The sequence below is a fragment of the Flavobacterium sp. genome, from assembly GCF_035456085.1.
Taxonomy (GTDB): Bacteria; Bacteroidota; Bacteroidia; order Flavobacteriales; family Flavobacteriaceae; genus Flavobacterium.
On sequence record NZ_DATIDY010000134.1, the window covers coordinates 51,380 to 65,070 of the forward strand.

Genomic DNA, 13,691 nt, shown 5'->3' on the forward strand with positions numbered 1-13,691 from the left:
TGTAATTCGTTTTGTTAAATTAAAATCAGATTATTTTATTTGTTGAAGTAAGGAAGAACTCATTTCCGATTTGGCACCGTTCAGGATGATTTTAGCCGAAGCAACCCCTGACTGCATTAACCATTTTTTCCAGAAATAAGTAATTTTTTCGGTTTGTAATATGTCACTGGCTTGCTTTCCTGAAATACCGGCAACAATCCATTTGGTATTTTTGTCAAGTGTAATGGGCAACAAACCCATTTGTTTGGTTTCGGCTTCCTTTTTCCAATCATTGGTAGTGAGCTCTTTCAGAAATTGGGTACTGGTATATTGGTTTTTCTCCTTGATTACGTGAGACTGACTTTCAAAATCAAAATAGCCATCTGTAAGAACCAAAACTGTATTGTCATAACCGCACTTACTCAATGCCTTTCCATTGTCGTGTAAATAAGCCCAAATATCTACTCCAAAATAATCTGTTGTGGTTTTGCCATAAAGTGCCTCTTTTTTGAGAGCGTTTAAGGTTTTGTGCAAAGATTGCGACAAAGCCAACAACGATTTATTTTTATTCTTTACTTCGGTTTCATCAAGATACAATTGCAGTAAATCCTCATAACAGTCTATATTAAGTGGACTATTTTTTTGAGGAATGATTTTAACGGAAAATCGATTTTTGGATGTTAAAACCAAATTACGTCTTGAGTTTTCTTCAAAAGATTTAAAATATTTTTCAATCAAATAAAAGTCTTTATCCAATTGTTCAGGTAAAAGGATTCGGTCGCTCAAATCAAGAATAACGGTATAGTTCTTTGGTTTTTGGATTTCTTCAGCTTTCTCTTTACCACAAGAAATGAATAATAGGGAAATCAATATTAGACTTAAGATATATTGTGAATTTTTCATAACTAGTTTTTTAAATTGTTCTAGGATTAATTAAGGGGAGCAACTTCTATGTTAAATTGAGACTGCATAAATTCATTAAAAGCATCTTCACATCTCACTTTTTCTAAACTCAAATCTGTACCGTTTAAGTATTGGCGCCATCCCATATAGAAGCTTGTCAAGTTTTGTGATAAAGTATCAGGATTGAGCATTCTGCTTTCCAAGTCTTTTTTCAATTTTTCCAATTGGGAAAGAATACTTTTTATTTGTGTTTCTAATTCAATGATTTTTGTCTCCAATGCTTGTAGTTCACTTTTCAAGGTCTTAATTTCCTCTTTTAGCCCTTTAATGATTATTGCAGCTCTTACGTCTCCTGTTTTTTTATTCTTTTCTTTTAGCATCAATTCAAACATATATCCCCAAACTAAATAAGCTAGGAATCCAAAGATCAGTACCATATAGAAGTTAATACTGCTATAGAATACCCAATCCTCATCTGCTATACCCGCCATTACTTTTAAATTATGTATTCCCGAATCAATTTTGTATGCCATAAACGAATCGACAATAAAAGCTCCAAATATGGTAGCTATTATAGACCATTTTTTATGTTTTCCTTCAAAAGTGTGTGGGAGCAGTCCGATTGCGAAAAAAACAAAAGCGCCAAGATAAGCGATGATCAAGGAAGAAGACCAAGTGAAAATTCCATTCACATCAAAAATGCTGTCTAGTTGCAAAGCAATGTCGCCACCCTCTCTGTTTAATAGATCCGCAGCATTTCTAAAAAAGGAAGCGTAAATAGCCGATGCATAGAAAAACAGAAGGTAAAATGACAGTATTATTGTTAAACCTGCGTATATAAAATACTTTTCAGGTTGATAGCCTGTTTGGATTTTATTCTCCGCTAAGTCAATTTTAGTTTGTTGAATTTCATCATTTAATTCTTTAATTTTTTTCTCAATAGCCGGTTTGTAAACTTCAACAGCAGTTCTTTTATCACCATCTACTTTTTCCTTTTCTTCGTCTTTTGCAGTGATTTTGCTTTTAACCTGCTGTTTCAGTAGATGTTGTTCGTTTTCATTATACGTCTCATCAACTAAATGACCATCTTTAATCCATTGTAAGTTAGTTTTCAAGGAAACATAATCACCTCTATTCAAACCTGCTTTCTCAAAAGCATATTCTCTAAAACTTTTTACACGTTCTACTTTTTTTGTAGCAACTTCATCTATTTGTGATTGAAGATTGTCATTTGCAGTTACAACTGCTTGTTCTGTTTTGTTTTTTAAAAATTCCATAGTATTTGTTTTTTCTTATTGATATAGAAAGAACAAAAAGGTAACCTTAGGGATGAAAAATATTTTTTCAGTTGTCAATAAAAAATGGAAAACATTTTGTATTAATAAAATATATCAATTAGAAAATAAACAATCATGCAGTCTCATTCTGATCGTCCGCTAGGGGATACTACGTCGACAACTATTCGATATCACAATACCTCCACTTTAGTCCTCGTTCTCAAATAAAGCTCCTTCTCTTCTTCAAAATACTAGACCGCCTTTTTTTTCTCCATGCGGTTCAAGGGTTTAGTAATTGGAGTAGCGTTCATGAATGGATTATTTACTCAATTGAATGGCTTATTTTTCGTGTTTGTTTAACTTCTTTTTATTCCATTTCAAAAACTCCTTCTTCTCTTTTGGATTGGCTTCAAAATAATCTACTACTAAATAAAATTTGTTCCTAAATGAATCTCGTTCTTGCAGTGCTTCCTCATACTTAGACTTGTAATCTCTATTGTTTATAGCTATGTACAATGAAATCCCGAAGCCTAGTAATAAAATAAAATTTAAGATTAAAATGTAGCGGATCGTTTTGAGTTTTATTGAATTATTTATTTTTATGAAATTTTCAGTGCCTTTGTTTATCTCTCGAAAAAATTGGTGGAATTGCTGTTGAAATTTTATGCTGTATTGTTTTTGAATAGATTCTAATTCAGTTACATCAACTTTTACGGATATATCATTTATTTTCTTACTCAAAGTATATTGATAATTACCATTTTGAGCGATTTGACTTTTTAATTTTTCGATTTCTAATAGTAAAATTTCTAATAGATCTCCTACTTTTGGTTGTGCTTTTGCCATAATCTATCTTTTAAAAATTTTTCTTTTTTTCTTTATAACTTCAGGTATTTCTTCTGAAGTATTAGGTGAATATAACTGTAAGATCCCAGATAATATGTTGATGCTAACATTGTAGTTGCTGTAATCATTTATAATCTGATTTGATTCGCCAGTTTTCATAATCTGATCTCTAAACAATTCATTTAACTTTAAATTTCTATCAACTTCACTAGCCTTCAAATCTACTCCTGTGGGTTCATGCAAAAATCTATACCCTTGAATAATGCCTTGCTTATTTATGGTTGGAGTTACTCCAATTTTCTCTCTTGCCATTAAACTTATATATTCTTTTAAATTTTTTGGATAGCTTTCTAACGACTTGTAATGAGCATCCTTAATTAGTTTTTTAACTTCCTTAAATTGGTTTTTATTAACCGCCTCCTTAGATTCCTTCAATATTTTAGCTGATGTCCAACCTTGCTTTAGAGCGACTTCATGTGCAACCCTCTGCGCTTTTTTGCTAATAAAATTGTCTTGTATCAGTTTCCCATCAGGTTTCACACGATTCATCAAAATATGTATATGTTTGTGATCTTTCTCTGTATGCACAAAAGCGATAAATTGATTTTTATCAGCGTCTAATTCCAGATTTTTCAGAAAGTCTATGGTCAGATTTGTAAGCTGTGAATCGTTCATAATTCTGCTATCATTAATTGTAGGTGAAAGGACAATTGAAATAGTATTGTTTACACAGCGATGGTTTTGCTGCTGCATGATTGCCATATCTTGAAACAGCTCTTGTGCTGTAGTCCCTGATAGGCCATTTCGTGCTAATTCATATCCTTTTTTTTCATTGACAACGTAATTAAAAAGGGCTGATCCTCCCGGGCAAGATTTTGCTTTACTAATCATTTTATCTTAATTTATTAAGATGAAATCTGATCTCTTGAACCGTTTCGACACAAAGTTCCTTAACGCCTGTTGTGTCTCCTAATTTAAATAGATTTGATAAATTCTTGAAGTTATTAGCATATGTTGTCAAGATATTAAATACAGCAATTTCGTCTGGAGTCAACTTATTTTTTGGTTCGTATCCTAATGAAGTTTCTCTCACAAATTCAGAGATTGAATACCCGCATTTTGAAGCTTTATTTTGGATGATTTTTAGCTCGGTTAGGGTTAATCTAAATTCTATTTTTTTTGTCTTTTTCATAATTGCATCTTCTTTTTAAAATTTGCGACCTTCGGGAGAAAATCGGGAGGTCTAATGTCAGTCAAATTTTTAATTTGTCCTGACATAGACACCTCTCGATGAATTTTGGGTCAGTAGAGTTCGTGAAAACTATTCAGGTAATCATTTAAGTCTTTACTGTTTTTATAGCGGATTCGTCCATCTTTAAAGATTTCTGGAAACTTTTCTTTTGCCTTTTTGGTTGCTTTATCACCCGCTTCATCATTATCAAAACAGCATATCAGAAATATATATTTATATAATTCTACATTTATACATTTATATATTTGTATAAGGGATTTTTCAAGCATCGTAACTGAGTTTAGAATTATATAATCATGTTTGAATTCTTCCGCTGGATATAATGTTAGAAATGAAATAAAATCACTCCAACTCTCAAAAAACATCATACTATTTTGATGATTATTTAAGGTTGTTATTTCTTTTTTTCCCAACACCATTTTTACATATTTATTTCTAATTTCAAACCCTCCAGCATCATTCTGAAATCCGATTCCGTAATACTTTTTATCATTAATACTATAGTGAACTTCTTTACAGTATTTTTGGATTATTTCTCCTCCTAAGTTTCTTGATTTTGCATACTCAAGGAGATTTTTATTTTGTAAGTTTTGTACTTTTCTTATTTCATAATTATTTTTAATTTGATCGGACTTTATAAAGTTTGTTTGCTGGTGAAAAGAAAAAACATGAGCATCCTGTTCCAGTCGAGCTAATGCCTCTTTTATGCTACAATTGTAATAGCGCATCGCAAAATCTATCACATTCCCTCCAAAACCTTCACCGAAATCATAAAATACATTTTTCTTAATGTTGACCTTGAAAGATGGCGTCTTTTCAATTCTAAATGGACTTAAATACCAGTTTTCGATTTGGTTTGATCGTATAGGGGTAAATCCTATTTTTTTGAGTAAATCATTCAGTGAAATCTCTTTTGCTTGTGTAATATTCATGATATTTTTTTTTTAGGGTAAAAAAACTCTTGAAAAGTGATGAATTGATGACAAACCCTTCTTAAGTCAATACAGTAAAGGAATGACGTTGTCATCACTTTGTCATCATGTCATCACTTTTGGTTTGTTTTTTTTGTTTGTCATCACTTTTTTGTCATCACTTTTAATTTTGATGACAAAATGATGACAAGATTAAGCCTTGGTATCAAAGAGCTAACAGTATGTTGTCATCAATTCATCACTTTTTCGGCTAAAAAAATACTAGAAACGGAATAATGCCTGCCTTTGGATTGATTTTGATAGAAATCCAAGTCTGTTGTCACTGTAATTTTTTGATACTGATTTGAGTTTTTTGCTTGTTCTAGTTTCCAAATATCACGAACTATCTTTTTTATTTCACCAGCATCATATTTCAACCTGAATTTATTAAGAATGTTTAAAAGGTCTGAAAAACAAAATTCCAAGATTTCAACATCTAAACTTTCCATTGTATTGAGTAGAATATTGGCTACTTCATTTTCAATTATACTAGAGTTAAATTTCACTAGCTTTTGCAAAGCTTTGGTATTTATCTGCTGTGGTGTAAACCACATTCTACTTTTATTCTCTGTAGAAAGTTTTCTGTGAATTAAAAAATGTAAAAATGCAGGGATTTCAGAAATCAGCTTATTTAAAATATGTACGTCTTCCTCTTGAAATTTATTAATTTTCAACACCCAGAACCGGATTTCATCTGGATCTATCTTAATGAACGATGTCTCATTGTTGCTCGCCAAGATGAATTTGCCAAAAAAGGTGGCTTCTTTTTTATCTTTTCCTTTAGCTTCAGTTTTATGAGTATTGGTTGTTGAAAGATATTTTATACGCTCTGTAAGTTCCTCTGTCTTAAATAAAACTTCGTCTATACAAATCAGTAATTTTGAGCTCCAATCTGAGTTAAAGTTTGATATAAAGTCATTATTAGTCAAAAATGTAAGATTGTATTCAAATATTTCTTTTAGCCATTTTAGAAACGTTGATTTACCCGTTGAACGTTCTTTACTTACTAAACACAATATTGGTAAAATTTGAGCTGGTTTCAAATAAAGTAATTGTAAATAGTCGATTCCTAATTGGATTTGCTCACCAAAAATATGAGATAAAAATTTTAAAGTAATAGTAACGCTTCCTTCCGTCGGTGTTCTGCTAATTTGATGATAAGTATTATAATAGTCCTGAATTCTCTTTTTGAAAAATTCTGGACGGTTTTCAGGAATACAAATAAACCCATCATACTTTTCAATCTCTGAAAGGACATTTTTCCCATGATCCTGTCTAATCAATTCAGGTGACCATCCAACTAAAACTTCAACAAAATCACCTGAAGATAAAGGGTATAGCGATTTCTTAAAATAGGAAGTTCCTATTCTTAAATAGATGTTTTTCATAATACAATATGGTTTTTATTGTACCTTTGCGGGATACAAATAAGTTAGAAATAGAAATAAAACACAATTCTCACAGTCGTTAGCTATGATTATTGTGTTTATTTTTTCCAATGATTCTCATTTGATGGTTCCTCGTTTATTACGGGACTTTCATTACGAAGCAAGAAAGCTTCGAGATCAACTCGTTTAAAATAGATAAGTTTGCCAAGTGGCTTAAAAAAAGTGATCCTCTTATCTGATGTTAATTTGTATAAATATGAAGGTTTCATATTTAAGAACTCTGCTGCTTCTTCAACAGATAAAATAGGCTTAACTGCTAGACTTAATTTTTGAATACTATTCTCTATACTGAATAGTTTTTCTTCGATTTGTAGATTGCTCATAGTTTCCTTGTTTATGATTATAAGTTCTTTTCGTAAGAACTATGAATCAAAGGAACGGAAAGAAAAAGTAGGTAAGAAAAGGTTACTTTATATTACTATAAATTTCAGCATATTACTGTTTTTTACTATATATTACTGTTTTTCAACCTTCTTTTATTTTTTTTCTAAGTTTCGAAATATCTTGAGTAGATATTTTTTGTCCAGATATATTATCATTAGCAAAAGTTGATTCAATCCACGCAATTATTTTTGAATTATTTTTATGCTCAGCTATATTTCCATCTACAATTAAGTTTAAAAATTTTAGATATTCCGGTTTGCTAAATTTAAATGGTTCTCCAAATTTATCTAGAAATACAATTTTTCGAATCAATTCGTTACCCTTCAACATATTCTTAAAATCATTATAATCACATGAAAGGTCATATGAATTTTTAATTAAAGCCATCTTTTTTTTAACTTCCTCGTCGCTTGTGTGTAGTATTAAATTTGAATTTTTATGAAGAACCCGGGTAGTTTGTCGTCCTGTCATTCTTATCGAAGTTACATTAATGTTTTCTGTAGTAATATCATTTGTTAAAAATGTTACATCATTTTTCTCTACATCCACTATTTTCTTTTTATTGATCTTTATTGATAGAATATAAACCAAAATCATAGAAATAAGTCCTAAAACAAACCCAAAACCTTTTGAGTAAAAACTTTCGATAGTTATACCGAAAATTGTTATTTGTTCAAATGAGTAAATCATAAATATTGTGTAACCATAAGCAAAGCAAAAAAGAAAGAAGAGCCAAGTCTTCAAAATAGTTTCTTTACCATTTGTTATAATGCCTAGTGATTTATCCTTAAAAAAAATTAAAATCGTGACTAGATAATAAGATGCTACAAATAAAAAGAAAAGTGACGGGATTAAGGAAAATACTTTCGTCAATTCTGAATTACTCATGATTTCAAATTTAAGTTTATCAAAAATAGGAAAAAATAAGAAGCGAATAATTTACGATATTTGACTATAATGTTCGTCAAATGTTCGTTACAAGGCATAAAAAAAGCCTTTACATCTCTGTAAAGGCTTGTGAACGCAGAAGGATTCGAACCTTCGACCGCCTGCTTAGAAGGCAGGTGCTCTATCCAGCTGAGCTATGCGTCCATTATTTTATTGTCGGGGTGGCAGGATTCGAACCTGCGGCCTCCTGCTCCCAAAGCAGGCGCGATAACCGGGCTACGCTACACCCCGAAAATTAGAATAATAATTACAAATATTATTCTAAGCAAAAATTTATGCGGAGAGACAGGGACTCGAACCCTGGCGACGGTTACCCGTCGACAGATTAGCAATCTGCTCCATTACCGCTCTGGCACCTCTCCAAAATATCAGGAAACGTGTCCTGTTTTGCGGTTGCAAACTTAAGACATGTTTGCGTTTCTCACAACTATTTCTGCACTTTTTTTTAATATTTTTTATTGCTTTATTAAAAAGACTTCACAATCAAAGATATAGACTTTACGGAAAAATAAAAATTATCAAACTTTCTTTAATTAATAAGTAAAGACTATTGTAGTTGTCAAAAATGTGGTTAAGATTCGATAGTAATATAATGTTTGAAACTACAGCTTTAATCATTCGGCAATCACAATATTTGGAAAAACAATACTTTTACTGATGATCTAGTTTTTCTAAGACTAAAAAAAAGATGCTAAATCCAACCTTCATACAAACAAAAGCCCGTTTCTAAAAAATGATGTAAAATCAATATTTACTTATATTCTGCGTAAGACTGATTTCTCTCACAAAACTTACGCTGTATTTTAAAAATTAAAACTTAAAATAGTACTAAAATGTCATCATTTAAGTTTTTTTCTTATTATTTAATTATGTTTAATAAAATTATATAAAAAAAACATAATTAAAATTTTTTTCTTAATATACATTAGTATATTTTTATACAACCGATTGTTTTTTATTATTGAGTTAGATTGCAACATTGATTATTGATAAAAAAATAATCTTTTACTTATATTTATTAACTGATGTTTTTTACAATAGATTTTATAATAATTGCAAAATGCTAAAAACAAAAAAAATATTTCTTTTTTTTTATTTATTCTTTGTTAACATTGCCTTTTCGCAAAACGACTTTGAAAATTTTCAATTTCGTTCTATAAAAGAGGGAATTTCAAAACGAGGCGCTTGGACTATTGCCCAGGATAAAGATGGATACATTTGGATTGGAACAAATGGTGCAGGTCTTTACAAATATGATGGATTAAATTATACTGTATATGAATCTAATTGGAATAATCCCAAATCCATAAACAGCAACCTTATTTATACTACCTATGTTGATTCTCAAAATAAATTGTGGGTCGGAACAGAAGAAGGTTTGTGTTTATATGATAGAAATTTAAACCGATTCGAAACTATAGACCTAAAACAAGCACTTAAAATTAACAATAATGATATAGTAACTGTTAGGAGTCTTATAGAAGATAATCAAGGTAATTTATTGATAGGTACTGAGCAAAATGGTCTTTTGAAACTCAATTTAAAGACTTTTAAATTAATTACTATTAAATCCGATATTCCTTTACATGTTGAATTGTTTATTCGAGGACTTGCAAAAAATAAGCAGGGAAAAATATTTGCTGCTACTAATTTTGGACTAAAATATTTTGACAACAAAAAAAATTCTATCCAACAGTTGATGATTGAAGGAGATGATCATTTAAATACGGGAATTAATGATTCGTTAGAGTCTATATTTTTTGAAACTAATGGTAATTTGTGGATTGGTACTACTAATGATGGATTGATTAAGGTTGTTGAAAAGGCGAATGGTTATCATAAAGAAGCTTTCTCAATAACAAACAAAAGAATTTTTTCAATTATAGCTATTGACTCCAAAAATATTTTGTGTGCAACCGAAAATGACGGACTCTTTTTGATAAATAATTCAGGAAAAGTTGTCAAAAAATATTTGCCAAACAAGTTTGAAAAAAATGGATTAAAATCAAACTCAATTTGGTCCCTAATGAGAGACAGAGATAATAGAATTTGGCTGGGATATTATAATAAAGGGGTTTGTATTTTTGATAAATTATCAGGTCAATTTAACTCAATTGAAAGTTTATTAAATAATTCAAATTCTCTACAATCAAGTTCTGTTACATCAATTACAAAGGACAAATCTGGGAAATTATGGATCAGTATGGAAGGTGGTGGAGTAGATGTTTTTGATTCCAAAACCAAGAAAATTACACATATTAATGCGCATGATAATTCATTTATTTCAGGCCTGACTAATAATAATGTACAGGAAGTTTTTATTGATAGCAAACAAAATGTTTGGTTGGGTGTTTGGAATGAAGGTGTTTTTCTTTTAAAAAAAGGATCTAGAAAATTCATTAATTATAATACTAAAAATACAAAAGGACTTTCATCTGATAGGGTTATGAGTTTTGCTGAAGATTCAAAAGGGAATATTTGGATTGGAACATTTCAAAGTGGTTTAAGTTATTTTGACTCTTCAAAAAATGTATTCTTTCGATGTGACTCTAAGCCTTTTCAGGAATATTTGTTGCCTACGTCTTGTGTGCGTAAAATAATTGTTGATTCAGATGATATTTTGTGGGTTGGTACTATACGAGGACTTTTTGGTGTAAAAAAAATAGGGAACTCCTTTTCTGTTTTCTCATTGAAAGAGAAAATGTCTAAAATCTTAAATAATATAAGAACACATACAATTTTATCTCTCTATGAATCCAAAAATAAACTGATCTGGATTGGAACTGATGGATCCGGGCTTTTTAATTATAATAAAAAAACAAAAAAAATATCTTGGTTTAATGATGATCAATCTGTTCAGGAAAAATCTGTTAGTTCAATTACAGAAGATAATTCTGGTTCAATTTGGTTAAGTGGAAGATCTGGAATTACAAAATTGGATTTAAAAAACAATAAATTCTATAATTTTAATACTGAAGATGGATTGTTGATTAATGATTTCAATAATAATTCAGTTCTAAAAGATGAAAAGGGAATTCTTTATTTTGGAAGTTACGAAGGCATAAATTATTTTGATCCAAATCAAATGTCTAAAAGTACGAAGCAGCCTTTGTTGTATTTTAAAGATTTAAAAATATTTAATAATTCAGCAACTCCTGGAGAGGAAGATTCTCCATTAGAAAAAGTTATATCAGAAACTAAAGATATTACTTTGAATCATAATCAATCTGTTTTTACAATCGAATATGTTGGAATAAATTATTCATATCCAGGTAAAAATGAATACGCATATTATTTGGAAGGTTTTGAAAATAGATGGAATTATGTTGGTAATGTACGCGCCGCAACTTATACAAATCTTCCTCCAGGTAATTATGTTTTTAAAGTTAAATCGGCAGAACGTGGCGGATCTTGGAGTAAAAAACCGCTAGAGTTGCGAATCACTGTTCTAGCACCTTGGTGGAGTACAAACTTTGCTTATTTTATTTATTTAGTCATTCTGGTTTTGAGTGCCTATTACATTATAATTTATTATCAAAATAGATTCAAGGCTAAACAGACAATTAATTTAGAAAGAGAAAAAAGAATTCAAATCGAAAAATTAAACAATAAAAAACTTCAGTTTTTTACCAATATTTCTCATGAATTTAGAACACCTTTAACATTGATCATTAATCCATTGAATGATTTATTGCAAAATAATGCACATAATTTAAATGCTGAAGTTTTAAATAAATTGAAAGTAATTCATAAAAGTTCCGGACTCTTATCTCGATTAATTAATGAGTTGATGGATTTTAGAAAATTACAATTTAATCAAGTGCAATTACAAGTCCAGGAAGTTGAAATAATCAGTTTTGTAAAGGACATTTTGAGTCATTTTGATGAAGAAGCTACACTTCGTAGAATAGAATTATCTTTTTCTTCACCGCTTAAGAAACTAAATGATTGGATTGATCCCAAAATGCTCGAAAAAATAATATTTAATATTCTGTCAAATGCATTTAAAGTTACGCCTGATTATGGAAGCATAAAGGTCAGAATTAAAGAAAATAACAAACGCATTTATTTTCCTTTGATTAATAGTGATAAAGAATTTAAGAGTTATGAAATTGCTATTGAGGATACTGGAGCTGGATTGGATAAGAAAGAAATCAAAAAAATATTTGAAAGATTTTATCAGGTAAATAACTTGAATAAAACCTATTACGGAAGTACGGGGATAGGTTTGGAAGTTGTTAAAGAATTTATTGAATTAAATAAAGGAAAAATTGAAGTTGATAGTGTTTTAGGCGAAAAGACGTGCTTTAGAATTATTTTTCCTTTAGGTAAAGAGTTTTTTGAAGCCGATGAATTTGCTAAAGAACCATATAAACCAGAATCGCTGAGTAAAGTTAACTTTCAAGATCCAAAAATGATTGACCTTAATTTAGAATTGGTTACTAATGTGAAAGTTTTGGAGAAAACGCATACTATTTTGATTGTAGAGGATAACTCCGATTTGAGAAGTTATTTAAAAGAGGAACTTAAAAAAGAATATAAAGTTATAGTTGCAGAAAATGGTGAGAAAGGTTATGAGTTGGCAGTACAAAAATTACCAGATTTGATTTTGACAGATGTTATTATGCCTGTTATGGACGGTTTGGAAATGTGTAAAAAAATAAAAGGTAATATAAAAACATCGCATATTCCATTGTTGATGTTGTCTGCAAAGGCTTTGGTGAAAGACCGACTAGAAGGGATCGATTCTGGTGCCGACTTGTATTTGAGTAAGCCATTTAATATGGAGATTTTAAAATCGAGCCTTGCACAATTAATAAACAGCAGGCAAATCATTTTCAATAAGTTTTATGATGGAATAACCAAAAAAGCACAACAGAAAACTACAACAATAGATAATGATTTTATGCAAAAGACATTAAATTATATTCATGAAAATATTAGTGAGCCAGAACTTAGTGTCGAATCATTAGCCTCAATTGTTTTCCTGAGTAGAAGTCAATTGTATAGAAAAATAAAAACACTTACGGGTGTTTCTGTAAATGAGTTTATTAGAAACGTTAGATTGGAAAAAGCAAAACAATTAATTGAAGAAGGAAATGATAATATAAATGAAATCAGCTATAAAGTAGGTTTCTCTTCCTCGTCTTATTTTACAAAATGTTTTAAGTCAAAATTTGGTCATCTTCCTACTGAAAAAGACAAAATAGTGGCGTAAATTTTTTATGCATCATTTTTATTTAAAAAATTATCTAATGGTTAAAAAGTTAAAATTTATGAAATTTTTTTCTGTGTATGTGTGTGATGTTATTAATCTAAAAAGTGCTTTTTTTTCTTTTTCTGTTGAATAATGAATTGTGTCAAATATTTAATTTTTTAAGGTAATAATTAAATATATAAAAAAAATAACCAAATTATTTTATATATAGTGAATTTACTGACTATTTATAAAATTTGCTTAAAAACCTTTAAAACAGTAGTTTTTTTAGCATTTGTTGCAACATAAGTGTTATATAATGCTTCATTCGTTGCATCAAAACTACTAACAAGAAGATAAATTTGTTAAAGTTTTTGTAAATTTTATAAATTTATGAATTTTTAAAAAAATAAGAAATTTCAATGTTTTTCAATGCAGAAATATGACCACTAAAAAGCATTAGTAAATCACATTGAATTCTATAAC

10 protein-coding genes and 3 tRNA genes are annotated in these 13,691 nt (G+C 29.7%); 1 reads left to right on the plus strand and 12 read right to left on the minus strand.

The window, feature by feature from the left end; all coding sequences use genetic code 11:
- Positions 1-30: 30 nt before the first annotated feature.
- The 12 genes from VLC96_RS10520 to VLC96_RS10575 all read right to left on the minus strand — a co-directional run bounded on the left by VLC96_RS10520 (position 31) and on the right by VLC96_RS10575 (position 8,370).
- Entirely contained in the window at positions 31-882 is an 852-nt protein-coding gene (locus VLC96_RS10520) for a hypothetical protein (protein WP_325262763.1), read from the minus strand.
- Between the two features lie 26 nt (positions 883-908).
- Entirely contained in the window at positions 909-2,159 is a 1,251-nt protein-coding gene (locus VLC96_RS10525; RefSeq protein WP_325262764.1) for a coiled-coil domain-containing protein, read from the minus strand.
- 339 nt (positions 2,160-2,498) lie between these two features.
- Entirely contained in the window at positions 2,499-3,005 is a 507-nt protein-coding gene (locus tag VLC96_RS10530; RefSeq protein WP_325262766.1) for a hypothetical protein, read from the minus strand.
- Between the two features lie 3 nt (positions 3,006-3,008).
- Positions 3,009-3,896, minus strand: a complete 888-nt coding sequence (locus tag VLC96_RS10535; protein ID WP_325262767.1) for a relaxase/mobilization nuclease domain-containing protein — start codon at positions 3,894-3,896, stop codon at positions 3,009-3,011.
- A gap of 1 nt (position 3,897) precedes the next feature.
- The gene (locus VLC96_RS10540) at positions 3,898-4,197 is read right to left on the minus strand and encodes a plasmid mobilization protein (protein ID WP_325262768.1); all 300 of its coding nucleotides are present in this window, start codon (positions 4,195-4,197) and stop codon (positions 3,898-3,900) included.
- A gap of 110 nt (positions 4,198-4,307) precedes the next feature.
- Positions 4,308-5,189, minus strand: coding sequence for a DUF8464 domain-containing protein (locus tag VLC96_RS10545; RefSeq protein ID WP_325262770.1), 882 nt, complete (start codon positions 5,187-5,189; stop codon positions 4,308-4,310).
- Between the two features lie 230 nt (positions 5,190-5,419).
- Positions 5,420-6,616 (minus strand): primase-helicase family protein, encoded by a 1,197-nt coding sequence (locus VLC96_RS10550; RefSeq protein WP_325262772.1) that lies wholly within the window; start codon positions 6,614-6,616, stop codon positions 5,420-5,422.
- A gap of 98 nt (positions 6,617-6,714) precedes the next feature.
- The gene (locus VLC96_RS10555; protein ID WP_325262774.1) at positions 6,715-6,999 is read right to left on the minus strand and encodes a helix-turn-helix domain-containing protein; all 285 of its coding nucleotides are present in this window, start codon (positions 6,997-6,999) and stop codon (positions 6,715-6,717) included.
- 142 nt (positions 7,000-7,141) lie between these two features.
- Positions 7,142-7,948 (minus strand): hypothetical protein, encoded by an 807-nt coding sequence (locus VLC96_RS10560; protein WP_325262775.1) that lies wholly within the window; start codon positions 7,946-7,948, stop codon positions 7,142-7,144.
- Positions 7,949-8,078: 130 nt separating this feature from the next.
- Positions 8,079-8,152 (minus strand) — tRNA-Arg (locus VLC96_RS10565).
- A 12-nt stretch (positions 8,153-8,164) separates the two neighbouring features.
- Positions 8,165-8,239: transfer RNA gene (locus VLC96_RS10570), tRNA-Pro, on the minus strand.
- A 47-nt stretch (positions 8,240-8,286) separates the two neighbouring features.
- Positions 8,287-8,370, minus strand: a tRNA-Ser gene (locus tag VLC96_RS10575).
- A 698-nt stretch (positions 8,371-9,068) separates the two neighbouring features.
- On the opposite strand from VLC96_RS10575, the gene VLC96_RS10580 reads away from it, so the two are divergent.
- Positions 9,069-13,226 carry a hybrid sensor histidine kinase/response regulator transcription factor gene (locus VLC96_RS10580; RefSeq protein WP_325262777.1) on the plus strand — a complete coding sequence of 1,386 codons (4,158 nt, stop codon included), beginning with the start codon at positions 9,069-9,071 and terminating at the stop codon, positions 13,224-13,226.
- Positions 13,227-13,691 lie beyond the last annotated feature (465 nt).